The sequence below is a fragment of the Prochlorococcus marinus str. NATL2A genome, from assembly GCF_000012465.1.
In the GTDB taxonomy this organism is placed as follows: domain Bacteria; phylum Cyanobacteriota; class Cyanobacteriia; order PCC-6307; family Cyanobiaceae; genus Prochlorococcus_B; species Prochlorococcus_B marinus_B.
In genome coordinates, this window is record NC_007335.2 from 606,821 (window position 1) to 631,107 (window position 24,287).

The 24,287-nt window shown below is 34.2% G+C and carries 27 protein-coding genes; 19 read left to right on the forward strand and 8 right to left on the reverse strand.

From position 1 onward, the window contains the following. Nucleotides 1-18: 18 nt before the first annotated feature. Genes PMN2A_RS03195 through sds form a run of 5 tightly spaced genes read left to right on the forward strand, consistent with a single transcriptional unit; the run spans nucleotide 19 to nucleotide 4,478 of the window. On the forward strand, nucleotides 19-747 hold the full coding sequence (locus PMN2A_RS03195; protein WP_011293585.1) for a 2-phosphosulfolactate phosphatase family protein: 729 nt from the start codon (nucleotides 19-21) through the stop codon (nucleotides 745-747). Nucleotides 748-774: 27 nt separating this feature from the next. Further along, complete coding sequence (locus PMN2A_RS03200) at nucleotides 775-1,599, forward strand: carbon-nitrogen hydrolase family protein (protein ID WP_011293586.1); 825 nt, start codon at nucleotides 775-777, stop codon at nucleotides 1,597-1,599. After that, the gene (locus tag PMN2A_RS03205) at nucleotides 1,599-2,684 is read left to right on the forward strand and encodes an N-acetylmuramoyl-L-alanine amidase (protein WP_011293587.1); all 1,086 of its coding nucleotides are present in this window, start codon (nucleotides 1,599-1,601) and stop codon (nucleotides 2,682-2,684) included. The genes PMN2A_RS03200 and PMN2A_RS03205 overlap by 1 nt, the downstream gene beginning before the upstream one ends. A gap of 2 nt (nucleotides 2,685-2,686) precedes the next feature. After that, entirely contained in the window at nucleotides 2,687-3,484 is a 798-nt protein-coding gene (gene murI / locus PMN2A_RS03210; protein ID WP_011293588.1) for a glutamate racemase, read from the forward strand. 22 nt (nucleotides 3,485-3,506) lie between these two features. Continuing rightward, nucleotides 3,507-4,478: a solanesyl diphosphate synthase gene (gene sds / locus PMN2A_RS03215; protein ID WP_011293589.1), complete on the forward strand. Its 972-nt coding sequence runs from the start codon at nucleotides 3,507-3,509 to the stop codon at nucleotides 4,476-4,478. Nucleotide 4,479: 1 nt separating this feature from the next. On the opposite strand, the gene PMN2A_RS03220 is transcribed toward sds, so the two are convergent. Beyond that, nucleotides 4,480-5,160 (reverse strand): HAD family hydrolase, encoded by a 681-nt coding sequence (locus PMN2A_RS03220; RefSeq protein ID WP_011293590.1) that lies wholly within the window; start codon nucleotides 5,158-5,160, stop codon nucleotides 4,480-4,482. Between the two features lie 92 nt (nucleotides 5,161-5,252). Between PMN2A_RS03220 and acs the strand changes: the two genes are divergently transcribed. Further along, nucleotides 5,253-7,229: an acetate--CoA ligase gene (gene acs, locus PMN2A_RS03225; RefSeq protein ID WP_011293591.1), complete on the forward strand. Its 1,977-nt coding sequence runs from the start codon at nucleotides 5,253-5,255 to the stop codon at nucleotides 7,227-7,229. Here acs and PMN2A_RS03230 read toward each other — a convergent pair. Next, a complete protein-coding gene (locus PMN2A_RS03230; protein ID WP_011293592.1) occupies nucleotides 7,218-7,952 on the reverse strand; it encodes a DUF1350 family protein in 735 nt (244 codons plus the stop codon). The genes acs and PMN2A_RS03230 overlap by 12 nt on opposite strands. Before the next feature lie 107 nt (nucleotides 7,953-8,059). On the opposite strand from PMN2A_RS03230, the gene PMN2A_RS03235 reads away from it, so the two are divergent. From PMN2A_RS03235 to PMN2A_RS03265, 6 genes are all read left to right on the forward strand, one after another. After that, entirely contained in the window at nucleotides 8,060-8,938 is an 879-nt protein-coding gene (locus PMN2A_RS03235; RefSeq protein WP_011293593.1) for a 3'-5' exonuclease, read from the forward strand. Between the two features lie 94 nt (nucleotides 8,939-9,032). Beyond that, complete coding sequence (locus PMN2A_RS03240; protein ID WP_011293594.1) at nucleotides 9,033-9,320, forward strand: hypothetical protein; 288 nt, start codon at nucleotides 9,033-9,035, stop codon at nucleotides 9,318-9,320. 127 nt (nucleotides 9,321-9,447) lie between these two features. Next, complete coding sequence (gene hisS / locus PMN2A_RS03245) at nucleotides 9,448-10,728, forward strand: histidine--tRNA ligase (protein ID WP_011293595.1); 1,281 nt, start codon at nucleotides 9,448-9,450, stop codon at nucleotides 10,726-10,728. A 13-nt stretch (nucleotides 10,729-10,741) separates the two neighbouring features. Next, on the forward strand, nucleotides 10,742-12,145 hold the full coding sequence (locus PMN2A_RS03250) for a nucleotide sugar dehydrogenase (protein ID WP_011293596.1): 1,404 nt from the start codon (nucleotides 10,742-10,744) through the stop codon (nucleotides 12,143-12,145). A gap of 374 nt (nucleotides 12,146-12,519) precedes the next feature. Next, complete coding sequence (locus PMN2A_RS03260) at nucleotides 12,520-12,858, forward strand: TIGR02450 family Trp-rich protein (protein ID WP_011293598.1); 339 nt, start codon at nucleotides 12,520-12,522, stop codon at nucleotides 12,856-12,858. A 130-nt stretch (nucleotides 12,859-12,988) separates the two neighbouring features. Next, on the forward strand, nucleotides 12,989-13,231 hold the full coding sequence (locus tag PMN2A_RS03265; RefSeq protein ID WP_011293599.1) for a hypothetical protein: 243 nt from the start codon (nucleotides 12,989-12,991) through the stop codon (nucleotides 13,229-13,231). Between the two features lie 45 nt (nucleotides 13,232-13,276). Here PMN2A_RS03265 and PMN2A_RS10425 read toward each other — a convergent pair whose 3' ends face one another. After that, entirely contained in the window at nucleotides 13,277-13,441 is a 165-nt protein-coding gene (locus tag PMN2A_RS10425; RefSeq protein WP_187146471.1) for a hypothetical protein, read from the reverse strand. Between the two features lie 373 nt (nucleotides 13,442-13,814). On the opposite strand from PMN2A_RS10425, the gene PMN2A_RS03275 reads away from it, so the two are divergent. The 3 genes from PMN2A_RS03275 (at nucleotide 13,815) to PMN2A_RS03285 (ending at nucleotide 16,869) form a co-directional block, all read left to right on the forward strand. Further along, complete coding sequence (locus PMN2A_RS03275) at nucleotides 13,815-14,864, forward strand: chlorophyll a/b binding light-harvesting protein (protein WP_011293600.1); 1,050 nt, start codon at nucleotides 13,815-13,817, stop codon at nucleotides 14,862-14,864. A gap of 292 nt (nucleotides 14,865-15,156) precedes the next feature. Beyond that, a complete protein-coding gene (locus tag PMN2A_RS03280; RefSeq protein ID WP_011293601.1) occupies nucleotides 15,157-16,542 on the forward strand; it encodes a sodium/glutamate symporter in 1,386 nt (461 codons plus the stop codon). Between the two features lie 69 nt (nucleotides 16,543-16,611). Then, complete coding sequence (locus PMN2A_RS03285; RefSeq protein ID WP_011293602.1) at nucleotides 16,612-16,869, forward strand: hypothetical protein; 258 nt, start codon at nucleotides 16,612-16,614, stop codon at nucleotides 16,867-16,869. 12 nt (nucleotides 16,870-16,881) lie between these two features. On the opposite strand, the gene PMN2A_RS03290 is transcribed toward PMN2A_RS03285, so the two are convergent. Continuing rightward, nucleotides 16,882-17,550, reverse strand: coding sequence for a glutathione S-transferase (locus tag PMN2A_RS03290; protein ID WP_011293603.1), 669 nt, complete (start codon nucleotides 17,548-17,550; stop codon nucleotides 16,882-16,884). A 166-nt stretch (nucleotides 17,551-17,716) separates the two neighbouring features. Here PMN2A_RS03290 and PMN2A_RS03295 point away from each other — a divergent pair, with 166 nt between their 5' ends. Then, nucleotides 17,717-18,277, forward strand: a complete 561-nt coding sequence (locus PMN2A_RS03295; RefSeq protein WP_011293604.1) for a GIY-YIG nuclease family protein — start codon at nucleotides 17,717-17,719, stop codon at nucleotides 18,275-18,277. A gap of 101 nt (nucleotides 18,278-18,378) precedes the next feature. Further along, nucleotides 18,379-18,633, forward strand: coding sequence for a hypothetical protein (locus PMN2A_RS03300; protein WP_011293605.1), 255 nt, complete (start codon nucleotides 18,379-18,381; stop codon nucleotides 18,631-18,633). A gap of 17 nt (nucleotides 18,634-18,650) precedes the next feature. On the opposite strand, the gene PMN2A_RS03305 is transcribed toward PMN2A_RS03300, so the two are convergent. Both PMN2A_RS03305 and crtL read right to left on the reverse strand, forming a co-directional pair. Next, nucleotides 18,651-19,364 carry an SDR family NAD(P)-dependent oxidoreductase gene (locus PMN2A_RS03305; protein WP_011293606.1) on the reverse strand — a complete coding sequence of 238 codons (714 nt, stop codon included), beginning with the start codon at nucleotides 19,362-19,364 and terminating at the stop codon, nucleotides 18,651-18,653. Beyond that, nucleotides 19,361-20,647 (reverse strand): lycopene beta cyclase, encoded by a 1,287-nt coding sequence (gene crtL, locus PMN2A_RS03310; RefSeq protein ID WP_011293607.1) that lies wholly within the window; start codon nucleotides 20,645-20,647, stop codon nucleotides 19,361-19,363. The genes PMN2A_RS03305 and crtL overlap by 4 nt, the downstream gene beginning before the upstream one ends. 312 nt (nucleotides 20,648-20,959) lie before the next feature. Here crtL and PMN2A_RS03315 point away from each other — a divergent pair, with 312 nt between their 5' ends. After that, nucleotides 20,960-21,982 (forward strand): SDR family NAD(P)-dependent oxidoreductase, encoded by a 1,023-nt coding sequence (locus PMN2A_RS03315; protein WP_011293608.1) that lies wholly within the window; start codon nucleotides 20,960-20,962, stop codon nucleotides 21,980-21,982. Nucleotides 21,983-21,989: 7 nt separating this feature from the next. Here PMN2A_RS03315 and PMN2A_RS03320 read toward each other — a convergent pair whose 3' ends face one another. Both PMN2A_RS03320 and PMN2A_RS03325 read right to left on the reverse strand, forming a co-directional pair. Continuing rightward, nucleotides 21,990-23,006, reverse strand: coding sequence for a mechanosensitive ion channel family protein (locus PMN2A_RS03320; protein WP_011293609.1), 1,017 nt, complete (start codon nucleotides 23,004-23,006; stop codon nucleotides 21,990-21,992). A gap of 65 nt (nucleotides 23,007-23,071) precedes the next feature. Continuing rightward, nucleotides 23,072-23,683 (reverse strand): isochorismatase family protein, encoded by a 612-nt coding sequence (locus PMN2A_RS03325; RefSeq protein ID WP_011293610.1) that lies wholly within the window; start codon nucleotides 23,681-23,683, stop codon nucleotides 23,072-23,074. A 215-nt stretch (nucleotides 23,684-23,898) separates the two neighbouring features. On the opposite strand from PMN2A_RS03325, the gene PMN2A_RS03330 reads away from it, so the two are divergent. Beyond that, the gene (locus PMN2A_RS03330; protein ID WP_080502540.1) at nucleotides 23,899-24,285 is read left to right on the forward strand and encodes a Fur family transcriptional regulator; all 387 of its coding nucleotides are present in this window, start codon (nucleotides 23,899-23,901) and stop codon (nucleotides 24,283-24,285) included. The last annotated feature ends 2 nt before the right edge of the window (nucleotides 24,286-24,287 follow it).

Below are 24,287 nucleotides of genomic sequence, written 5' to 3' on the forward strand. Positions count from 1 at the left end.
TTATCAGCCTTTGTGGAAATGAAACTTTCTTATTTTTATGTAGCGGCAGATGTTCCTGATGGAATTATTCCTGAATCATCAGTAGTGATTGATGTTCTGAGAGCTACAACAACTATTGCTTGGGCACTGGAAAACGGAGCTGATTCAGTGCAAGTGTTTGCAGATGTTGATGAACTTAAAAATCAGGCAAAGACTTTTGACTCTAAAGAAAAAATACTTGTTGGAGAGAGAGGTGGAAAAAAATTAGATGGATTTGACTTGGGAAACTCCCCATTGGGAGTCTCACCTGAGAGTGTAAAAGGGAAAAGAGTTTTTATGAGCACTACCAACGGGACAAGATCATTACATCGTGTTAGAGAGTCCAAAAGTTTGTACACAATGGCACTCCCAAATAGAAAAGCTATTGCTGAAAGATTGAAAAGTGATAATCCTAAAGAAGTTTGGATTGTTGGTAGTGGTTGGGAAGGTTCATATTCTTTAGAAGATTCTTTAGCTGCTGGGGCTTTAGCCTCTCTTTTAATGGATCAATTAGAGTCTGTGCAGATAGTAAATGATGAATTAATGGCCTCCGTAGCACTATGGAAAAATTGGGAAAATGATGTTGAAGGATGTTTACGTATTGCAAGTCATGGACAAAGACTTGCAGGAATAGGTAATCATGATGATGATTTTGCTTGTTGCGCTTCTTTGGATAACCTTTCTGTTATTCCAAAACAGATTGAGATGGGCGTACTTCGCTCTAACTAACTTTTAAATTATTTTCTTTTTAACTCAGTGTCAGATTTTTTGGCTGCGGCCTTACAGCTAACAAGTACCTCAGACATAGACTCAAACCTCAATGCTGCTGAAGAACAAATTGAGTTAGCAGCAAGGCGTGGGGCTGATCTTGTTGGACTTCCTGAAAACTTTGCATTTTTGGGTGAAGATCAGAAAAAATTAAAAATTGCATCTTCAATATATGAAAAATGCAATAGTTTTTTAGTAACAATGGCAAGGAGATATCAAGTTGTTTTACTTGGAGGTGGTTTCCCTGTTCCAGCTGGAGATGGAATAAGAACTTTAAATAGAGCCGAGTTGTTTGGAAAGGACGGTCAATCTCTAGCAAGATATGACAAGATTCATCTTTTTGATGTTGATCTACCTGAAGGAAATACTTATAGGGAATCTGAAACAATTGTTTCAGGAAGTGAATCTCCACCAGTAGTTGATGTGCCTGGTCTTTGCAAAATTGGATTATCTATTTGTTACGATGTGCGATTCCCTGAACTTTATCGGGATTTGGTAAATAAAGGCGCAGATTTATTAATGATTCCAGCTGCTTTTACAGCTTTTACGGGAAAGGATCATTGGCAAGTCTTGCTCCAAGCAAGAGCTATTGAAAACACTGCTTATGTTGTTGCACCAGCGCAAACTGGTCGTCACTATGGCAGAAGACAAAGTCATGGGCATGCGATGGTAATTGATCCATGGGGGACAGTTTTAGCAGATGCAGGGGTTGTTCAAGGAGCAGCAATAGCTCCTGCTGATAAAGAAAGAGTAGAGAGAATTAGAGGACAAATGCCCAGCCTGAAACATCGAAAAACAGAGCTTTTTATTTGATGTTTAAAGATCAATCTTTAATGTCAAAACTGGGATTGTTTGCGGGATTTATTTTTTGTTCCAATCTCTTTATTTCTTTACCTCTAAGATCTGCTAGTGCTCTTGCCGCTTGGGCCTTAACTAGCAACGGTAGTCTTAAATTACGAACTTCCTCTGGGGCTAAATTAGATGCTTTTTATCAATCCTCAACTACTGATAAGGGTGATAGGGTTTGGATCGATTTCACTGGAGAATTAAGCCGCCCTAGGACTATTAAAGGTAATGGATCAGTTAAGGAAATCAGGCTAGGAAAACCCTCTAAGGGTATAACAAGGCTTGTTATTGAATTCCTGCCATCAGTAGAATTAGAACCCTCAAAATTACAATTAATTGGTATATCAACAAATACCTGGGAGTTGGAACTTATTGGTCTAGAAAGTAATTCTTTTCGTCCGATTGAAGAAGGTAATATTCTAAGAAACTCAATAAAAAGAACTTATGAAAAAATAAAGCCTGAAGATTTAGATGTTTCTTCTTTACCAAATGTACCCTATGGAAAGTATAAAGTTGTTATCGATCCAGGGCATGGTGGCTCAGACCCTGGTGCTGTTGGAATTAATGGATTAAGAGAGACTGATATTGTTTTAGAAGTGTCAAAGAGTGTTTCAGATTTTCTAACAAATAAAGGAGTTAAAACTATTTTAACTCGGAATTATGAGAGAACATTAGACTTACAGCCAAGAGTTACCAAGGCTAATAATTCAAAAGCAGATGTTTTTGTTAGTATTCATGCAAATGCAACACGAGGTAAGAGAAAAGAAGTTAACGGCTTAGAGACCTATTATTACTCTGGTTATAAAGGCTATTCTTTAGCAAAAAATATACAAAAACAAATTTTGATTGTTTCTCCGCAAAGTCCTGATAGGGGTGTTCGTAGATCACGCTTTTATGTGATAAGAAAAACATCAATGCCTGCAGCTTTAGTAGAAATTGGATTTGTTACTGGTATGTATGACGCCGATTTGTTACGACAAAAAGTTTATAGGGATAAAATGTCTTTTGCTATTGCTAGGGGAATACTTAACTATCTAAAAATTTCAAATTAGATATGCGTATTGGATTATTTGATAGTGGTATTGGAGGCTTCACTGTTCTAAAAAAGGTTATTAAGTTATGTCCCAATAATTCATTTATATATTTAGCTGATACAGCAAGACTTCCTTATGGAATAAAGACGACTAATGAGATCAAAAAAATTGCTGAAGAAATATCATCTTGGTTTAGATATCAAAAAATTGACGCCTTTTTGGTCGCCTGTAACACAACAAATGCCATTGCCTTGGACATACTTAAAAAAAATTTAGATATCCCTGTTTTTGACTTGATTGGCTCTGCTGCCTCAACCATTCAGGAATCTAGGGTGGGTGTTCTCGCAACTCCTTCTACAGTAAAAACAAAAGCTTATACAAATGCGATTTTAGAATTCAAGCCAAAAACTTTTGTAATTGAGCAACCATGCCCTGCATTTGTTCCAATGATTGAAATGGATAATATTAATTCAGATGATATTACTGATGTTGCGACTGGGTATTTACAACCTCTTTTAAAACAAAAAATTCATTCTTTAATTCTTGGTTGTAGTCATTATCCTCTCATAGCCCCCTCTCTGAGAAAGGTTTTACCATCAAGTGTTAAATTGATTGACCCCGCAGAAGCTCTTTCTTTTAAATTAAAGTTGTTTATTGATTCAAAAACAAGCAATTATTCAAAGAATAAAAATTTTGTTGATTTAAAGTTTTACGTAACCTCTAACCTTAAACATTTTCCCAATAAAGCAAAGCATTGGTTAAATGTATTTCCTGAAGTTAATCTTGTTTCACTGCAGAAGAAGGGCTGGGTCTCTTAATATCAAAAAGTAGAGCGGTTTTATGACCACAGCCACGGAAATCCTTCAACCAGTAGAACTTGATCTAGAAGCGTTGCTTTTGGATCTTCGCAGCCTCATAGGTGCTGGGCACCCTATTTTGCAGGCTGCTGCAGAACATCTTTTTAGTGCAGGCGGTAAACGTTTAAGACCTGGAATTGTTTTATTAATTTCAAGAGCTTTGACTTCTGAAAAGGAACTTCCTCTGAAGCATCGGAAATTGGCCCAGATTACTGAGATGATTCATACCGCTTCTCTTGTTCATGATGATGTCGTTGATGAAGCTGATACCCGAAGAGGTGTTGAAACTGTCCATAGTAGATTTGATCCAAGGATAGCTGTTCTTGCTGGAGATTTTCTCTTTGCTCAAGCAAGTTGGCATTTAGCAAATCTTGAGAATTTAGAGGTTGTTAAATTGTTAAGTAGGGTGATTATGGATCTAGCTGAAGGTGAAATAAAACAGGGTCTTAATAGATTCGATTCAAGTCAATCTTTTGAGAGTTATTTAGAAAAAAGTTATTGTAAAACTGCCTCTCTAATTGCTAATAGTTCCAAGGCTATCGGTGTTTTATCTAATGTCGATCAAGAGAGCTTAAATTCACTCTATTTTTTTGGAAGACAATTAGGATTAGCTTTTCAAGTGGTTGATGATATTCTCGACTTTACGGGAAATGATGAACAACTAGGTAAACCAGCGGCTAGTGATCTTCAGAGTGGTTATCTTACTGCCCCGGTCTTTTATGCTTTGGAAGAAAACCCAAGTCTTAGTGAACTTATTAATGGTAAATTCTCCCAAAAAGATGATCTTGATCAAGCTCTATCTCTCGTAAGAGATTCAAGTGCGATTAAAAAATCAAGAGAATTAGCCGAACAATTTGCATCTGAATCAAAAGATTCTATTTCTTGGTTGCCAGATTCACCATCTAAAAAAGCTTTACTAGAATTACCTGAATTTGTTATTAGCAGACTTTATTAACTTAATATTCATTCAATATTTGATCAATTTCTTTTAGATGACTGATTTGTCTTAAATTAAGGTGTTGATCCAAATCTTCTTTTTTCGGAAGTTCTTCACTTTGTGCTTTTAAAAATAAAACATAACATCCAGCCTCTAAGGCTGAAGATACTCCAGCAATTGAATCTTCAACAGCCCAGCATTCTTGAGGAGCAATATTTAATTTTTTAGCTGCTAGTAGATATGGATCTGGAGCTGGTTTCCCCTTCGCTAGCAATTTTTCATCGCCAAGAACTATTACAGAAAATAGATTCATCCATTTGTGTTGAGTCGTTTTTATTTGGAAAGATTCAGCGCTGCTACTAGTTACTAAAGCCATTGGGATATTGTTCTTATGACATCTTTCTACCAAGCTCTCTCCACCTTGCATTGCTTGGGCCCTAAGGATGAGTTGTCTTGAGATGGGTCTATGACGGTCTAGTAAGTCTTTCACCTCAACTGTCTTTGGAATCAATTTAACTAGTTCATTGGCACAATCAATTCTTCTTTTTCCTCTCAAGAGTTTTAGTTGCTCAAGGGTTAAATTTAGATCAAAAAGTGCGGCGGTTTCTTTCCATGCTTGTCCATGTAAGGGTTCTGAATCAATTAGAACTCCATCAAGATCAAATAAAAATGCTTTAGGAAAATTCCAATTTTTCTTCATTATGAATTTGTTTTAAATAAGAGTTTCACTATTCAAGCCTTTTGGTCAGAAATAGCTTGAATGAAATAAATGAAAAGTTGTTTTTATCTTTCATGAATTCAAACAATTCTAACTCTATTGAGTCTGTTCTACAGGAGCAGAGAGTTTTCCCCCCTTCTGATAACTTTTCCAGTAAAAGTAGGATCTCATCTTTTTCAAAGTATTTGGAAATGTCTGAGATGGCCAAATCAGATCCAAATAAGTTTTGGGGTGACGCTGCTAGAGAAGAATTGCACTGGTTTAAATCTTTTAATAAAGTACTCGATTGGTCCAATCCACCATTCGCTAAATGGTTTGATGGAGGAAAAACTAATATTTCCTTTAACTGCTTAGATCGTCACTTAAATAGTTCAACGGCTGACAAAGTCGCCTTGATTTGGGAAGGTGAGCCAGGTGATAAGAAAAAATATACCTACAAACAACTACACAAAGAAGTATGCAAAGCCGCCAATGCACTCAAGTCTATAGGTATAGGTAAAGGAGATCTTGTCGCTTTGTATATGCCTATGGTTCCCGAAGCTGCAATTGCAATGCTTGCATGTGCAAGGATTGGAGCTCCGCATTCAGTAGTATTTGGAGGCTTTTCCTCTGAGGCACTAAGGGACCGATTAATTAATGGAGAAGCGAAAGCAATAATTACAGCTGATGGTGGTTTTAGAAAAGATAAAGTAATTCCTCTCAAAGATGCTGTTGATCAAGCATTGGGAGGTGGTGCTTGTCCAAAGGTCGAATCAGTTTTAGTTGTTCAAAGGACAAAAAAAAATATCGCCATGGATGATGGTAGAGATTATTGGTGGCATGAAATTGTAGACAGTCAAGCAGATGATTGTTTGCCGGAACAAATGGATAGTGAGGATTGTTTATTTGTTTTGTATACCTCAGGCTCTACAGGCAAACCAAAGGGAGTAGTTCATTCAACAGCTGGGTATAACCTTTGGTCTCATTTAACTTTTAAATGGATTTTTGATATTCGTGAAAATGATGTTTATTGGTGCACGGCTGATGTGGGTTGGATAACCGGACATAGTTATATCGTCTATGGTCCACTATCTAATGGTGCAACCACTGTTATGTATGAAGGAGTTCCTAGACCATCAAATCCAGGAGCTTTTTGGGATGTCATTCAGAAGCATAAAATTTCGATTTTTTACACTGCTCCAACTGCTATAAGGGCTTTTATGAAAGCGGGTAACAAGATTCCTAACCAATATGATTTATCTAGTTTGAGGCTTTTAGGAACTGTTGGAGAGCCTATTAATCCAGAGGCTTGGATATGGTATCGGGATGTTATTGGAGGAGGTCGATGCCCGATAGTTGATACATGGTGGCAAACAGAAACTGGAGGAGTGATGATTAGTCCTCTCCCTGGGGCGACGCCAACGAAACCTGGATCAGCAACTTTCCCTTTACCCGGAATTGAAGCCGATGTAGTCAATTCAGATGGGGATTCTGTCGCTAATAATGAGGGTGGATATTTGGTAGTGAAAAGACCTTGGCCTGGAATGATGAGGAATGTTTATGGAGACGAAAAAAGATTTAGAGAGAGTTACTGGGAGTATTTAAAACCTTCAGACAATAGCTATATGTATTTTGCTGGAGATGGGGCTCGAAGAGATGAAGATGGTTATTTTTGGGTTATGGGGAGAGTTGATGATGTTATAAACGTCTCTGGTCATAGGCTTGGAACAATGGAAATAGAATCAGCTTTAGTTAGTCATGAGCTCATTTCAGAGGCCGCAGTTGTGGGTAGACCTGATGATTTAAAAGGAGAATCAATCGTAGCCTTTGTAACCTTGAGAACTGGCGCAGAAGCAAATGAAAATATTGAGGCACAATTAAAAAAACACGTCGTGAATGAAATAGGCCCTATTGCTAAACCTGATGAATTTAAGTTTACTGATTCTCTTCCTAAAACAAGAAGTGGAAAAATAATGCGCAGAATTTTGAGAGCACTGGCTTCAGGAGATGAAATAAGCGGAGATACAAGTACCCTTGAGGATAGATCAGTTTTAGATAAATTAAGAAGTTAAGATTTCCCAATGAATTATTTGATCGACTATTAAATTAATATTTTCGTATTTTAAAGAATTTTGAAGATTAGCTTTTAGTAATTTTTCTCTTAGTCCCACGCTTACTGGGGTTAGATGATTTCCGTCTAGATTCATGATTTTAGATTTATCAGCGGATCTTTCCTTTAATGATTTAAGTAAAAAATCATTTTGATCTAAGTTATCGTTTTTAAATTTAATTAATAGATTGTTTATTTGCTCATAGTGTTCTCTAACAAGATTTAATGTTTCGCTAGGACTTGGACTGAATTCAGTTTGAAAATTAAGCTTTTTAGACATCTTTCTAAGTAAAGGTATAGATTTATCTGCCCTGAAATTATTAAAGCTTATAGCTACTAAACCATCGCAATTTCTTCCTCCATCCGGCGCTAGTAAATGTAATTTGCATCCAAGACTATGTCCTAGTCTAATTGATTTTGGTATTAAACCAATTCTTTTTTCAAGAATTTTTCGAGATTGACGGAATTGTTTCCACGCTTGATTTGCTTGTAGTTGATGATCAAAGTTAGGGATATAGCCCCATGAATGAACAGCAAAATTTTTTTTTAAAAGACAAGAAATAAGTCTTTTGTATGTAACTTCGGGCTTGATTGATATATAGCTACCTCCAATTAGTTCTATAAGACCAACTGGTCTTGATGGCCATTGGCAAGAAACATCGCTTATACGCTTAAAAGTGCTCATCGATGAATAATCACTCTTTAAGAGAACTAGAAAACGATTATAAATTAAAAATAAGTATCTTTTATTTTTAATGTTCTACTAAGTTTTTATTCAACTATGTTTTTTTGATGATAATAGAAGTACGACTAATTAATTTTGAAGTGAAAGAAGAGCAGAATCATCAAAAAGAGAGTGAGCAGCTTAACTTTTTAGATGAAACAACTAAAGAAATTGCTAATGAAAAGGAAAAAGATTTAGTAGTACAAAGTCCTCTCCAATCAAAGGATGAACGGTTCGGAATCTTAAGGAATGAACATTTCCCTGAGAATATCTTGATTTTGGATACTGAAACCACTGGCCTTGACAATGAAAATGATGATTGTCTTGAAGTAGGTTCGATCCTTTTTAATGTAAAAAGTAGATCGGTGCTAGCGCAGCAATCTTTTCTTTTACCAGTTGAAATTAATAACGCAGAAAAAATAAACAATATTCCTGCTGAAATAACTAGATTGCCTCAACCTCTCTCTGAAGCAATTAAATATTTTGAATCTTTAGTTCGAGTATCAAATGTGATTGTTGCTCACAATTCAGAATTTGATAAGAAATGGTTTGGTCTCAAGAAATTGCCTCAGATTGAAAAACCATGGATATGTTCTATGGACGATATAACTTGGCCAGCTGATAGACAATTGAAGACACGTCCTTCTGTAAGAGATCTTGCATTGGCTTATGGTGTGCCGGTCTGGAATGCACATAGAGCTTTGACCGATTGCATATATCTGGCAGAGGTTTTTATAAGATGTAGCGAACTTGAAAAACTACTGATTAGAGCTTTAGAGCCAAAAGTTTTGCTTCGAGCTGAGATCTCCTATGAGGACAGGTATTTAGCGAAAAATGCTGGCTTTAGGTGGAATGATGCAATTAAGGGCGCTTGGTCTAGGAAAATGAGTCGTAGAGACAAGGAGAAATTAGATTTTCCTGTTCATGAGGTTGACTTTCATTCTTGAAGTAGATTCTTCATAAAGTACTCATTTCAAATCTTTGCTATTTGTTTAATGTATTGATTAGTGAGTTTTTTAGAGTTTTCTCCATGATTGATTTATGAGAAAATATACCACTAAGAAAAATATAGTTGGTCAGCGTCCCCTTGTTAAAAGCAAGGCTGGCAATAACGAATTAAAAAAGCGTCTCAGGCAATGGCAGCATTCAAGAAGCTGGGCTCGTTTAATTTGTGAAGCTGAAAAAATGTGGAGTCTTGACTCAAGAGATCTAAAGAGACTTGGAGCTATGGAATTAATTCAACTCCAAAATGAAATGCCTTTTAATGTGAGAAGAAGAGTTAATTATTGGTTGGTTAAATATTCAGGCGCTACTCGACTAGAGAATTAGGCTTAGTGCCCTTCCTGCTTTAAGTCTCACCAATTTGGTTTAGCAAAACTCAGGGATAAATATTATTTTACAGTTTACTTAAACAATTACTATTAAACGAATAACAAATGATTTTGCTGAAGCTACTTTGACCAATCTCAAGAATTTAAGAGGAATGGTAGATCTTTTACCTGCTCAGAGTCAGGGCTGGCAGAAGGTCGAATCAATTGCACTTGAACATTTTAGTCGAGCTGGGCTTCAAGAAATTAGAACACCAATTATTGAACAAACAGAATTGTTTTCAAGGGGGATTGGCGAAAATACTGATGTTGTAGGCAAAGAAATGTATAGTTTCGACGATAGGGGTGGTCGCTCTTGCACATTGAGACCTGAGGGTACAGCATCTGTTGCGAGGTCAATTGTTCAGCATGGATTATTAAATAAAGGCCCTCAAAGACTTTGGTATAGAGGGCCAATGTTTAGATACGAGCGCCCTCAAGCAGGAAGACAAAGGCAGTTCCATCAAATAGGAGTTGAATTTGTTGGATTAGCTTCTGTTATTAGTGACGCTGAAGTTATTTCAATAGCTTGGAACTTTTTAAAGGATGTTGGTCTAAATGAGTTGACTTTAGAAATTAATAGTCTTGGAAGTAATGAAGATCGCAATATTTTCAAAGAAGAGTTAAAAGATTGGCTTAATCAGAGATTTGACTTGTTAGATGAAGATTCTCAGAAAAGAATTAATGTTAATCCCTTGAGAATATTAGATAGTAAAAATAATTCTACAAAAGAACTTTTATCTGAAGCTCCTTCTTTAATCGACTTTTTATCTAATGAGAGTAAAACTAGATTTGATTATTTACAGGAGTTACTCGTTAATCTAAAGATTCCATATGAAATTAATTATAATTTGGTAAGAGGACTTGATTATTATTCTCATACAGCTTTCGAAATAACAAGTGATCATTTAGGTTCTCAAGCTACCGTATGTGGAGGAGGACGTTACGATGGTTTGATAAGTGAACTTGGGGGGCCTCAAGCTCCTTCTATCGGTTGGGCTATTGGAATGGAAAGGCTTATTATTCTAGCTGGAGATAAAATTTTACAGTCAAAATCTCCAGATGTTTATGTGATTCATAAAGGTAAAAAAGCTGAGCAACTTGCCTTGGAAATTACTTGTCAGTTAAGGTCATCTAACTTAATTATTGAATTGGACTACTCAGGTTCATCTTTTTCAAAACAATTTAAGCGAGCAGATAAAAGTAGGGCTAAATGGGCCTTAGTTATAGGTGAGGATGAGGTATCTAAAGGTCAGTTATTAATGAAGAAATTAAGGGATAAACAAAAGGATGAGGAGAGTAGGGAATATATTTTCTCGAAGTCGGATCTAGATCAGTTAATTAAAAAGTTGATTGCTGAAAAAAAATGATGAATTATTTTAAATGAGCTCCATTAAAATCCAGAAAATATGTTGTATTGGCGCTGGTTATGTAGGTGGTCCAACCATGTCTGTTATTGCAGATAAATGTCCTGATTTAGAAATTAGGGTTGTTGATATCAATAAAGAACGAATTGATGCATGGAATGATTCAGATCTCAATAAATTGCCAATATTTGAACCTGGACTAGATCGGATAATTTCAAGAACAAGAGGGCGGAACCTTTTCTTCAGCACAGAAATGGAAAAGTCGATATCTGATGCTGATATGATTTTTATATCAGTCAATACTCCCACCAAAACAAAAGGTCTTGGAGCAGGACAAGCAAGTGATCTTAGTTGGGTTGAAGCTAGTGCAAGGCAAGTAGCTAAATACGCAAAAGGACACACGATAGTAATTGAAAAAAGTACTCTTCCAGTTCGTACTGCACAGGCAATAAAAGAGATACTTAAGACAACAGATAAAGAGATGCAAAAAAATGAAATTTCAAAAACTTTTTCTGTTTTATCGAATCCTGAATTTTTGGCTGAAGGCACCGCAATTAATGACTTAGAAAAACCTGATAGGGTTTTAATTGGTGGAGAGGATTCTGACTCTATAGATGCATTGGTTAAGATTTATTTGAACTGGGTTCCTTATGAGCAAATAATTTGTACTAATCTTTGGAGTAGCGAACTTTCAAAATTAGCTGCTAATGCATTCCTAGCTCAGAGAATTAGTTCCATCAATTCTATTTCAGCCTTTTGTGAGGCTACTGGAGCTGATGTTCAGGAAGTTGCTAAAGCAATAGGAACAGATAAAAGAATAGGTAATCAATTTCTTAGTGCAGGACCTGGGTTTGGTGGGAGCTGCTTTAAAAAGGATATTTTGAATTTAGTTTATTTGAGTGGATATTTTGGATTACCAGAGGTTGCTAATTACTGGAATCAAGTTGTCGTGCTCAATACTTGGCAACAAGATAGAATTTATAAAATTGTCCTAGAGAAGCTTTTTGGTACAGTTAATGGAAAAAATATAGCAATACTCGGTTTTTCTTTTAAGGCAAACACCAACGATACCCGAGAATCACCTGCGATAAGAATTTCCAGTGACTTACTCGAAGAAGGAGCAATTTTATCAATTTATGACCCTAAGGTTACATTTGAGAGAATAGAAGAAGATTTTGAAAAATTTTCATTTAATAATCAAGGAATTTGGAAAATGGCCAGTTCTATTCCAGAAGCATTGAAAAATGTTGATGCAGTTATAATTCTCACTGCATGGGATGAATTCTTTGGACTTGATTGGAATTATTTAGCTTCTTTAATGAGATCACCAGCTTGGGTCTTTGATACAAGATCTGTTGTTAATCGACAAGAAGTTGAAGATACAGGTGTAAATCTTTGGAAGCTGGGTGAGGGGAACTAAAATATCTTCATAAAACAAATAATATGCCTATAATTGATGCTTAAATAAATCTAATTTATTTTAAGTCTGTTATTAATTTAATTTTAGAAAAAATAATGCTCTTTAAATTTCTTTCCAAAAAGAAGAAGAAAAAACTTCAAGAACATTCAGAACAAAAATTTGACATGAATAATTGGATGAACTTATCAAAGGAAGAGAGACTTGAAATAGATTTTAATGAAAAGAATACTATAATGAGAAAGAAGAGGGCATTACTAAAATCAATCCGAGAAGAATATATAAAAATGAAAAATGAGAAATAATTAATATTTAAGTTTCAAAAAAATGCTCAAAAAGTTATTTATTAGAATAATCTCAGTGAATTTTTGAATTTTATGATTTGGCCTCCAGTAAAGGCATGGACTAGCAAGGTTTATCTCAATGGTCACATTCATTTCGTAGCAATTAATTATGGTGGCGAATTGCCAAGAAGATGGGTCCTTTTGATGTCTGTACTTGACTCGACTGTGGTTGTAAAAGTTCCGTGGTCCCAATTGGTTGATTTATCTAATTGGGAGGCTGGATGGGATGAAATAAATTATAGAGAATCTTCTGAATTAGTTAATAATAAAATTGATGTAAAAACTACAAACTTTACTCATCCATCTATTGATTCTGGTTTGACAATACCTATAAGTGGAAAGACTATTAGACCTTGGTTTGAAGAGATTTAAGTAATATTTTATCTACGATTTTAATGCAATATAAGTATGTTTTTATTATTACTAGCTTTCCAAGCGCATATCTTTGAGCTTTCTTTGGCGGGCTTTTTACGTTAGAAAAAAGATACTTGTTTGTTCAAGAATGAGAGAAGCATCAATGTGGTTATCAGAAAAAGAAGCTAGTGAGGTTTTAAGAGTAGATGAACAATCTTTAGAGGCGATGAGAGAAAGGGGTTATTTAAAGCCAGGAACCCACTGGAGAAGTTCAAATGATCCTAAACAATTGCCATGGAAGCCAAAAGTCTTTTATTTTATAAGGGGATGTAAAGAAGTTATTGAATTTTTGCATAGCAATGATGATTCTTTTGCTCAAAGAGCGGCCTAAAGAAAAAAATAATTTTTGTAGATTTGATATTTAAGAATTGGCCTTTTAAGCTACTAAATTTTCGCCTTTACAGTCCTTGATCGAAGTCTCCAAAATCGGATAAAGAGAAATCATTTTTCCGTATTCAGGCGATGTTCTGTAAACCTTCGCTTTTTTTCTGTATTGATCTTCTGTCTCCATCTCTAGACAATTAAGTCGATTGAAGTTCATGATTCATTATCAAAAGGGATTTAACTATTTAATAGTTATAAATAATGAGACCAAATTAATCTTTTATATTAATTACATATTTGGTTGTCTTTATATGGATTATGGGTCTTAATTGGTCTCGAATGCCTGATAAAAATTTATTTTATGTATCAATTAATTCTTTAATTAACAAGTCTTGGTCATGCAATTCGCTTGATTATTTTGTCATGAGTCTTTGGCTGTCTGTTTTGTATTGTTTAAAACCTGCTTTTTTTGATATTTTTTTATTTCATTGGATTTAAATAATAAAAAAAATTTACAGATTCTTTCTGTTGCATGAGTATTCGGTGAAATTGAAGTATTCTCTATTCGGTTTTGAAAAATAGAACTTCTAATGCAGACCTATGGAAATTCAGCCGTCACCTACGGGTGGTGGGCTGGTAACTCAGGGGTCACCAACCGTTCAGGCAAATTTATTGCTGCTCATGCCGCTCATACCGGTTTGATTGCTTTCTGGGCTGGTGCCTTCACGTTATTTGAATTGGCTCGATTTGACCCTTCTGTACCAATGGGTCATCAGCCTTTAATTGCGCTTCCTCATTTAGCAACTTTGGGTATAGGTTTCGATGAAACTGGAACCTTTGTTGGTGGAAGTGCGGTTGTTGCAGTTGCTGTGTGTCATCTAGTTGGATCCATGGCTTATGGGGCAGGTGGATTGATGCACTCTCTTCTTTTCTCTAGTGACATGCAGGAATCTTCTGTGCCACAGGCCAGAAAATTCAAGCTTGAATGGGACAACCCAGATAACCAGACTTTCATCCTTGGACATCATTTGATTTTCTTTGGTGTTGCATGTATTTGGTTTGTTGAATGGGCGCGAATTCATGGGGTCTACGATCCTTCTATTGGTGCTATTCGTCAGGTTGAATACGACCTTAATTTGAGTCATATCTGGGATCATCAGTTTGATTTTCTAACTATTGACAGCTTGGAGGATGTTATGGGAGGTCATGCTTTCTTGGCTTTCTTAGAAATTACTGGTGGTGCTTTCCATATCGCTACTAAGCAAGTTGGAGAATATACGAAGTTCAAAGGAGCTGGGCTTCTTTCTGCAGAAGCTATTCTTTCTTGGTCACTAGCTGGTATTGGCTGGATGGCAGTTGTCGCAGCATTCTGGAGTGCAACAAATACCACTGTTTACCCTGTTGAATGGTTTGGAGAACCACTAGCACTTAAATTTGGAATATCTCCTTATTGGGTAGATACTGTTGATTTAGGTTCAGCCCACACTTCTAGGGCTTGGCTAGCTAATGTTCATTACTACTTTGGATTTTTCTTTATTCAGGGTCACCTATGGCATGCTCTTAGGGCAATGGGATTCGATTTCAAACGAGTAACTAGTGCCTTAAGTAATCTTGATACTGCTTCAGTATCTTTAAAATAGTTAAATAAATTTAACTTAATAAAAAAGCCCCACATTTATGGGGCTTTTTTATTGGGTTCTATTTATCAATAGCTCAATTCTTTCAATAATAATTAATCAGATTTTTATTAGTTTAAAATATTAAACTAATAAAAATCTGATTATGGTTTGATCTCAGGTTTGCTAATAATTAAAGCTAATTAATTGATTTGATTGAGATATGATAAGAATCAAAATTACTTTAGATGTTAAATATTCATATGGGATATTATTTTTTAGGGATTTTCATTTACTTCCGTAAGCTTGTTAATAGATGAGTCTGTCGTTTTTAGGTTTGGAAGACCTATATAAAATTAATGCAATCCCAACGTTAGTCCTCTCTTTGGGTTTGCTTGGACTGATAGGAATTCTTTTAACCCTTGGTAGAAGATTGGATTCCGCGATGAAGTTGGAAAGATTTGGTATTCCCATAGCCCTTTTAATTGGAGCTTTAGGTTTTTTAATCGGTCCTTATGGACCTCTTTCTTTATTACCAGAAAGGGTTCTGAATACTTGGATGCAATTACCAACTCCATTGCTTACTTTAGTCTTTGCGACCTTAATGCTAGGAAGACCTATTCCAAGAATTAGTGCTTTATGGAAACCAGTTGCTTCGCAGGCATTGCTTGGACTTTTATTAGGTTTTGGTCAATATGTTGTTGGTGGGATAATTGTGCTGTCATTTCTGCTTCCTTATTTAGGAGTAGATCCACTGATGGGATGCATTATTGAAGTTGGTTTTGAAGGAGGACATGGAGCTGCGGCAATAATGGGAGAAAGTTTTATGAAGTTAGGTTTTCCTGAGGGATTAGATCTGGGCTTTGCAATGGCAACTGTAGGATTACTTGCTTCTACTTTGCTAGGGAGCGGTTTGGTTGTCCTAGGTAGGTTTTTTGGATGGCTTGTAACTACTGAACAAGAGCTCCCAAATGATTTAAATGATATTGAATTTGCAATCAAACCAATTGAACAACTTAAGTCGCTTTTATATAATTTTGCTCTACTAGGATTAGCGGTATTGATTGGAATCTTTTTTCTTTATTGTTTAAGGCTATCTTCTACTTTTTCTAGTGATATAAGTAAGCAGGTGATATTAGCTTTCCCAGTATTTCCATTGGCTTTGATGGGTTCATTTTTAGTTAGATTTTTATTGGAAAAAACTGGAAAGACTAAATTAGTATCATCACTTTTTCAACGAGAGATTGGCATACTTTCAACCGATTTACTCATAATTACCGCGATGGCAGGATTGAATTTACCTTTATTAGTTAACTACTGGGTTCCAATAACCATTTTAGCCGTTGGTGGATTGATTTGGAATCTTGTAGGGATGTTGATTTTTTCTAGATTATTTTTTAGAGAAGAATGGTTTGTAAGAGCAATAGCAGAGTTCGGAAATTCAACAGGAGTTGCAGCTAGTGGACTATTACTTTTGAGATTGGCTGATCCAAGAAATTCTACTAATACGTTACCTGTATTTTCTATTAAGCAATTATTTCTTCAACCACTTCTTTCTGGAGGTCTGATTACTGTAATAGCGCCTTTGTTTATTAGTAATTTTGGGCTTAAAGGGTGGACAGAATTTTGTGGATTAGTTTCATTGTCTTTATGTGTAATAGCAATATCTCTACAGTCAAGATATACAAAAGCCTCAGCATGATAAAAATGTACTTAACTAAAGTTATAATTTATATAAATATAACTTTTAATAAACTTTTTCCCCCTTTATATGAATCGACAAATTTACAAAGATATTCCCCCTCAAGAATCAAAAGAAAAATGGTTTAAAAGTCATCTGCTTGGGAAAGAGGTTGAATTAAGAGAACTCTATGAGTTGCCTCAGGATCAGTTGGATTTAGTCATGGCAGAGACTGCAGAGTTTAGGAGCGATATAGGAAATAGAGATAGAAATCTAGGTAAATTTTGTACAGCTGGTTATTTTTTAGAGCTATCAAGAATCATTGACAAAAGAAGGGCCTCAGAATGATTTTCTGCTCTATTATCCAATAAATAGAGGTTCATTTTTCTTACTCCATGGTTCATTCTTTTTCATAACTATTGGATATTTCTCATGCGTAAAAAAATAATTTAACCAACAACGTAAATATTGGATTTCATAGTTTTGATCAAAGTTTATTGTGTCAGCTATTCTAAATTGCCTTACAAATGGCCAGATAGCCCAATCAGCTAAGCTTTCTTTTGCATCAACAAGAAATAACGGTTTTCCTTCATTTGAATATACTTTTAATCTGTTATTTAAAGATAAAAGTATTTTCATGGCTTCAGAACGATGAGTTTCTGATTCTTCAATATTAAATCTAGATGCATATTTAAATCGATCTAAATGATATTTAAATGCATTATCATTTATTTCTATAAGACTCAAAATTTCTTTTGAAATATCATTATTTTTATCACCAAATAATTCATTCATATTTGATCTTTTGATACTCCAGATCATTATTTCTAGGCTCTCATCAATTACTTTATTTAAACTAGTCTTTAATACAGGTACAGTTGCTTTTTTAGAAATTTGAATTAATTCTATAGGCTTGTTCTTTAGTTCGACCTCTCTTAACTCCACTGGTTGATTGGTATTTAATAAAGCCCATCTAGCTCTAATTGCGTAAGGACATCGTCTAAAGCTATATAGAATATTGTGCTTCATAATTTTCCTGTTAAAATCATCTTATCTCTTATGCCTAGATATGATTAGTCAGTAGTATTCATCACAATAGAATATGCTCCACAAGTATATCCTTTATGATTTTCCATGGAAATTATATTTTACTATTAAAATATATTCCTTTCGCTTTTTTTAAGAAAATTAAATTATGTCAGGATTTGTTTATTTAATGAAAAATGGTGATTTATATAAACTTGGATGTACCACTAATTTGAAAGGTGAGGCGAGTAAAATGAAACCAGGTGAAATAATTTCTTCTTTCAAAACTAATGATCCAAAATCTTTTGAAGTAAGATTGCTAAGGCTTTATAAGAAAAAAAGAATTCCGGATACGAATTATTTTCGTCTATCTGAATCTGAAGTTAATAATTGTAAAAAACATTTAGAAGGCAAAAGTAATTTTCCAAAAAGTTTAAATGATGAGTTAAGAATTGGATTAAATGGATCTTTGTTTTTCGCAGTTATAACTTTTCTGATTTCTTTCCTTATTAATAAGATGTTTATATTTAGTTTTTCTATCTCAATATTATTTTCCTCTCTCCCTATGTGGTCGCTTGCAATTCTTGGTAGCTTTGGAGGTTATGATGCTGATGACCTTTCACTTTTTTCGACAGTTTCTAATAGATTTAAAGGTCTTTTGATAGCTATTTCTATGATTTCAGTGTCATATGTTCTATATACTTTTTCTCGTTTTGTAATTACCTTTTAATCTGGACAATTATTTTTTTTATTTATATAATTTATAACTTCTTGCTCAATTTTCTTATTATAGCTATAAATATATTTAATAGTTAGTGTACTTTAGAAAGTATGAACATTTCTGATTATCTTCAATTTTTAGAACCAATACAAGAACAGCTGAATAAGGTTTACTCAATCGCTTCACTGGCTCTTACCGTATTGGTTTGTTTATGGCTCTTTAATTTTATAGTTGGTCTCATTCAAAGAACGTATTCAGTAGGTAAAGCAATAGGAGGGGTTTATAGAAACTATTTTCATAAGTATCTTCGTCAGGCAATTCTGGGAGTGTTGAATACATTTAAAAAAACTACTAATCCTATTTAAAAAACAAGACTTATCTTCTAAATGTTTGTTTCAAGTTGACAATTTAGTGAGATTTCAAAAGGAATAGAACTGTTTGGTAAAGTAAGTAAATTGGAGCAAATACTTGCAATATCCTTTGCTTGTGACATATCTTTTTTGGGATAATGTTTTATTTCTTTTGCCATGTCTGTATTTACCCAGCCTGGGCAAATAGCTGTAACTCTAATACCGTTTCCCCATCCTTCATTTCTCATTGTTTGGCATAAGCTCATTAAAGCAAATTTACTCATAGAATAGCCACACAAGTTACCTTTTGATCGTTTTCCACTCATTGATACTAATACAATAATTCGTGCTGAATTGCTTAGAGATAAATACTTCCAAGCATGTTTTGTTAGTATCCATGGCCCCATCACATTAACTTTCCATAGATCTTCAATATCTTTCATTTCATTATCATTAAATAATAGTTTTGTTCTTTTGAATATTCCAGCACAATGAATAATAGTATCAACACTTTTAAAAGTTTCAAATGTTTTTTCTACCCATTTCTTTGATGAGTTTTGATCAGTTGCATCATAGGTGTGAACCAAGAAACTATCTGAATTGTTTATTTTTGGATCTAATGGTGTATTAAATAAATCGTCTCTTTCTCTTACTCCTAAGCTTAAATAATGTCCTTCTTTAAGTAATTTTATTGCTATCGCTTTTCCTATACCTCTACTTGCTCCACTTATAAGGATTTTTCTCATTTATTATTAACTAATAATGCTTTAAATAATAAATATAATTCTCTACCATGCATATTCATTAATCCTTGTTTGATAGTCCAGGGTGATTTCCTAAACATCTTCCACATTGCGGATATTAGTTCTTTAAGGCTAAGAGTATTTGTAAGGAATCCATACCATTGTTTATTAGGTAAACTAAAAAATTCTATAAAAAATCCTCTTAGCAAATTCTCTTCAAAGCGCATCAATTTTTCTAATCCAAATTTATAAATAGCTTGTTTTCTTCTAAGTTCTGATGGCCATAAGGTTTGCCATCCTTTTTTTGCTAATGAAGCTGAGGATGCTTTTGGGTCTTTCATTGCTAATGAAAGGGCTTTGGCAACTTTAGGAGCTCTTCTTAATAGGCTGCCAACCATGTATCCAGATGCAGGATGTACCATTCCAGCAGAACCGCCAAATCCAAGGACCGGCTGTGTTAGGTAAGGGATTGGCATGTTCATCGGCAGATATGAACCATGCTCTTCATGATCAAGACTTTTTATTTCTAAACCCCGAGTCTCTAATCTTTTTTCCAGTCTTCTTTTTAACTCATCAAGAGATACTGGAGGAAATAGGCCCAAGGATGTTTCTTCTAAGAAAAACTTCCCATTTCCCATATCCATAGCGTATAAAAATGTTGGAGCTTCTTTTCTCTCCTCTGGATTCAAGTGGTCGCAACGATAATCCATTAAGACAAATTGGCCTTTCTCTACAGGGGGTGCGCTGAACTCCCCTACGATTCCGTAACAAGTTTGAACGGCTACTGGCCCTTGGTTAGGAGACTTAATGAAAACAGGTTTGTAGCCAGTTGCGTCTATGACTACCCGAGCATTAAGCTCCTTTCCATTAGACGTTTTAACTGTGCTAATTAATTGATTCGTTTCTAAATTGACTGCTGATCCTTTATGCCATTCTATTTCAGCATTGTTGCATTGTTCTAACCAATAAGCTTGTAATTTGTTTTTATCAAAAAGCCCATAATCTCTATTGTGTTTAGTGATTTCATTCTTTTTAGAATTTGGATCCTTGTCTCCCTCGCCAAAATAACTAATGGTATTTACCCATCTATGTTCAAGTAAATGACTTAGACCAAGTTCGTCAACTTCTTCGCCCCAAATCCCATAGGTGAAGGGCCAAGGTTCCTCTGGAGATTGTTCAGATAAGATTTCAACATCTAAGTTCTCAATCGCTAATGCTGCCGCTATAGATAAAGCGCCTGGGCCTGAGCCAAGTACTAGGGCATCTTTTAATGCTCTAGTACTCATGGCTTCCCTTTAGGAGCGTGGCTATTTCCTTTTACTTGGAGTCGAAAAATAGGATTTAATTTCTTAGAATTAAATTTAGTTATTTGATTGCCTCCCTGGTTTACCACTTTAAACACCAATGCCTATAAAAACAACAATAGCTCGCGATGGCATTAAGAATGAAATGTATTAATGTTTTTTATCAACTTAATGATTTTATTTTTTTTTAAGTATTTATAAAGAGTTTTTTATTGAAGATTGAAATACTATATAATTTAATTTAATTTAATTTAATTTAATTCGAAAACTATTTAATAGTAAAATTAGAAAATTATGAAAGAAAAATCAAATATTTTCAATAGAGATAAACCTTTAACTGTAATGATAACAGGTGGTTCATCGGGTATTGGTTTTCAAGCAGTTTTAAAATTAATTTCCCTTGGTCATAATATAATTTTACCTTGTAAAAATATATCTCGAGCGAATGAGGTGTTGACTAATTTATTTAATCATTCTTTAGATGAATCATCTAACAAAGGGGAAATTTATACTCCAATAATGGATCTTTCTGATTTGAGTAGTATTGATTCTTTATGTTCTGAGGTTAAAAATAGACGTTGGACTATTGATGTTTTAATTTTGAATGCTGGTCTTCAATATACAGGATCAAAAACACCTAGAAGGTCCACTCAAGGAATAGAATTAACTTTTGCCGTTAACCATTTATCACATTTCTATCTGACACAAAAGATTTTACCTTTTATAGATATAAGAAATGATCCAAAAATAATTATTACTTCTTCAGAAGTTCATAATCCTAATAGTGGTGGAGGAAAAGTGGGAGCTAAGGCAAGCTTAGGAAAATTAAAAGGATTAATATCTGGTGCCGGTTTTGAAATGATTGATGGAAATAAATTTAATGCTGATAAAGCATATAAAGATAGTAAATTATGTAATATTCTTTTTGCAAGAAAGTTAAGTGATAATTTTATGAAAAAGAAATTATCAATTCCAGTTATAGCATGGGCACCAGGCTTGGTTATCTCTAGAGATAACCAAGGATTTTTTAGGTACAGCAGGAAATACAATCAATTAGGACAAATATTATTTGCCTTTTTAGCTAGAGATATTCTAAAAATAACCACATCAAATAAAAAAGCAGGCTTACTTTTAAGCAATCTAGCTTGTTTAAGTAAATATACAAAACCTGGTTTCAACTATTATAGTAATAAAATTATTTCATCTGGTAAATTCATTTTTGATGAAACCGAAATAAGTAATGATGCCCAAAGAGGAGATTTATCAGATAATTTATGGGAGTTATCTAAATCTCTAATAGATAAGATAAATAAATAAATATCACTTATTTATTTATATGAATTGTTTGGGTTGGATATGCGAAGTTAATATTTTCATTTTGGAATTTCTTCATGATCTCTAGATTAATTTCTTGCTGAGCTGACATTGCTAGAAGATAATCACTTGTAGGGATGTAATAGACTAGTTCAAAATCAAGACTGCTATTTGAGAATTCGATAAAATGACATCGGTCGAAGATCGCATTTTCAGTTTTATCAACAATATTTTTTATCATCATAGGTATGCTTTTTGTTTGATCATATGTAGTTTCATAGACCACACCTAATTTATGAACCAGTCTTCTTTTTTTCATCTCAGCATAATTTGAGATTACTCCATTTGTTAGTCGGCTATTGCTCATTACTATTGCTTCTCCGTTAATACTTCTTAGGCGTGTTGATCTAACACCTACTCTCTCAACCTTTGCCCAGATCCCATCAATATGAATGAACTGTCCACTTTGAAATGGTTTATCTAGGAGTATCGTTATGTATTCGAAGAACTCTTGAACTGGTTCCTTTAATGCAAGTCCAGCTCCTATACCTCCTGCACTTAAAAGAGCCCAAATGGCTGCCATTTGGACACCCATATTTTGAAGGTAAAAAATAACTCCTAGACTCCAAACAGATGCCCCAACCATTGGACTAAGTGAACGAATCATTTCACTTATGGATTGATCATTGATTTTACTTGCCCATCTTTGTATTATCTTTAAAAATACTCTATTTATAAATCTGACAATATAAATAAGGCATAGAAACTTACTAATACCAATCAATGTCTTATCAACTATTCCACCAATCAGTAAGACTTTCCATGCAACTATGAAACTTAAGATAAACCCTAAAGGTTTAATAGTCTCAATTAAAAGAATAGCTATGTAGTCATCAGTTTTGCTTTGAGTCGCAGAGGTTATTCTCCTTAAAACCTTTTTTAGGATTTTTGAACTTACCAGGGAAATAATGCAACCAACGCTAAAAGTAAGTAATGAAATGATTATGTTTTTATAAAAATCGTCCATGATGTCAGATTACTTTTCTTCAGACTGCCTGAAAAAATTGATTTGTCTAGATATTTTCTAATTATTTAATTTGAAAATGAATTTTTTAAAATTTTACTTACCTCCCTAAATTCTTTTCTATTTGAGGTCTTACATAATTCACATATTAGACTTTCAGTCGTGGATGCAACTGCACCAGATAATATAAGCCTTAAAAAAGCAGTATCATTGTCCATTTTATTTCTACTTCCAATAGCATCTCTTGGGATTAAAATGTTTAATCCTTGTTGTAAAAGATCCATCGATGTTTGAAGAACACATATATGACTCTCAATCCCACTTACTATAATATTTTTAAAATTATAATCATTTATATACTTAATAAAGTTCTTATTGTTAATACAACTAAATTCCATTTTTTCAAATTTAGGATATTCATTATTATCTGTAATAGATTCTAGAGTCTTCCCAAGCTTCAATGGATTTTGTTCCGTAATAGCGATACGAACATCAAGCAAATTGCAGGTATCAATAAGCTTTTTTATGTTAAATATTAATTGTTGATTGTCTTTTATATTCTTTATAAGCTTTTTTTGCACATCTACTATAAGTAGTAATGTTTCATCCTCTACTATTATTTTATTATTATTATTATTTGTATTGATTGGGTTTGGATTTGTTTTTATGAATTGATCCATCTTAGAATTTCTTTCTGTTTATCTAAATATAAATCATCTAATAAATTTAAACATAATTTTTATCGAAAAGAATCTGAATAAGCTTTCCTTTTTGTTGCGGGCTGTTCTCATTACGCTATGCTATTGAGAAAGCAAAGTTGATATTGGTTTCTCCCCCTGCCTATCGAAGTCATCCTTCTCCTTTTGAATCTGGCCTTCGTTCAGATGGTAAAAGAATGACCCCTCAAAGGAAAAAGGTTCTTTCTCTGTTTGAAGAGATTGGCTCTGGAATCCATCTCAGCGCGGAGGAGGTACATTCCAAGTTGACAATTTCTGGGGAGAAGGTTTCTCTTGCGACTATTTACAGAACTTTAAGACTCTTGGTCAAGATGACCTTCCTTAATGAACTTGATTTAAGTGAGGGAGGGAATAGGTTCGAATTGCTTAGTCATGACCATCCAGATCATCATCATTTGATTTGTATTCGTTGTGGTAGAACTGAAGAGTTTGAAAATAATAATGTTATTAATGCTGGTAAAGCAGCAGCTAAAAACTTTGGATTTAAATTATTGGAGTCATCGTTAAATGTGAGAGCTTTATGTCCCAAGTGTTCTAACAAATAAAC

Excerpts from the sequence above, each read along its gene's own strand:
- PMN2A_RS03195 (WP_011293585.1), top strand. The coding sequence starts at position 19 with ATGAAACTTTCTTATTTTTATGTAGCGGCAGATGTTCCTGATGGAATT.
- PMN2A_RS03205 (WP_011293587.1), top strand. The coding sequence starts at position 1,599 with ATGTTTAAAGATCAATCTTTAATGTCAAAACTGGGATTGTTTGCGGGA.
- murI (WP_011293588.1), top strand. The coding sequence starts at position 2,687 with ATGCGTATTGGATTATTTGATAGTGGTATTGGAGGCTTCACTGTTCTA.
- sds (WP_011293589.1), top strand. The coding sequence starts at position 3,507 with ATGACCACAGCCACGGAAATCCTTCAACCAGTAGAACTTGATCTAGAA.
- PMN2A_RS03220 (WP_011293590.1), bottom strand. The coding sequence starts at position 5,160 with ATGAAGAAAAATTGGAATTTTCCTAAAGCATTTTTATTTGATCTTGAT.
- acs (WP_011293591.1), top strand. The coding sequence starts at position 5,253 with ATGAATTCAAACAATTCTAACTCTATTGAGTCTGTTCTACAGGAGCAG.
- PMN2A_RS03230 (WP_011293592.1), bottom strand. The coding sequence starts at position 7,952 with ATGAGCACTTTTAAGCGTATAAGCGATGTTTCTTGCCAATGGCCATCA.
- PMN2A_RS03235 (WP_011293593.1), top strand. The coding sequence starts at position 8,060 with ATGATAATAGAAGTACGACTAATTAATTTTGAAGTGAAAGAAGAGCAG.
- PMN2A_RS03240 (WP_011293594.1), top strand. The coding sequence starts at position 9,033 with ATGAGAAAATATACCACTAAGAAAAATATAGTTGGTCAGCGTCCCCTT.
- PMN2A_RS03250 (WP_011293596.1), top strand. The coding sequence starts at position 10,742 with ATGAGCTCCATTAAAATCCAGAAAATATGTTGTATTGGCGCTGGTTAT.
- PMN2A_RS03260 (WP_011293598.1), top strand. The coding sequence starts at position 12,520 with ATGATTTGGCCTCCAGTAAAGGCATGGACTAGCAAGGTTTATCTCAAT.
- PMN2A_RS03265 (WP_011293599.1), top strand. The coding sequence starts at position 12,989 with ATGAGAGAAGCATCAATGTGGTTATCAGAAAAAGAAGCTAGTGAGGTT.
- PMN2A_RS10425 (WP_187146471.1), bottom strand. The coding sequence starts at position 13,441 with ATGAACTTCAATCGACTTAATTGTCTAGAGATGGAGACAGAAGATCAA.
- PMN2A_RS03275 (WP_011293600.1), top strand. The coding sequence starts at position 13,815 with ATGCAGACCTATGGAAATTCAGCCGTCACCTACGGGTGGTGGGCTGGT.
- PMN2A_RS03280 (WP_011293601.1), top strand. The coding sequence starts at position 15,157 with ATGAGTCTGTCGTTTTTAGGTTTGGAAGACCTATATAAAATTAATGCA.
- PMN2A_RS03285 (WP_011293602.1), top strand. The coding sequence starts at position 16,612 with ATGAATCGACAAATTTACAAAGATATTCCCCCTCAAGAATCAAAAGAA.
- PMN2A_RS03290 (WP_011293603.1), bottom strand. The coding sequence starts at position 17,550 with ATGAAGCACAATATTCTATATAGCTTTAGACGATGTCCTTACGCAATT.
- PMN2A_RS03295 (WP_011293604.1), top strand. The coding sequence starts at position 17,717 with ATGTCAGGATTTGTTTATTTAATGAAAAATGGTGATTTATATAAACTT.
- PMN2A_RS03300 (WP_011293605.1), top strand. The coding sequence starts at position 18,379 with ATGAACATTTCTGATTATCTTCAATTTTTAGAACCAATACAAGAACAG.
- PMN2A_RS03305 (WP_011293606.1), bottom strand. The coding sequence starts at position 19,364 with ATGAGAAAAATCCTTATAAGTGGAGCAAGTAGAGGTATAGGAAAAGCG.
- crtL (WP_011293607.1), bottom strand. The coding sequence starts at position 20,647 with ATGAGTACTAGAGCATTAAAAGATGCCCTAGTACTTGGCTCAGGCCCA.
- PMN2A_RS03315 (WP_011293608.1), top strand. The coding sequence starts at position 20,960 with ATGAAAGAAAAATCAAATATTTTCAATAGAGATAAACCTTTAACTGTA.
- PMN2A_RS03320 (WP_011293609.1), bottom strand. The coding sequence starts at position 23,006 with ATGGACGATTTTTATAAAAACATAATCATTTCATTACTTACTTTTAGC.
- PMN2A_RS03325 (WP_011293610.1), bottom strand. The coding sequence starts at position 23,683 with ATGGATCAATTCATAAAAACAAATCCAAACCCAATCAATACAAATAAT.
- PMN2A_RS03330 (WP_080502540.1), top strand. The coding sequence starts at position 23,899 with ATGACCCCTCAAAGGAAAAAGGTTCTTTCTCTGTTTGAAGAGATTGGC.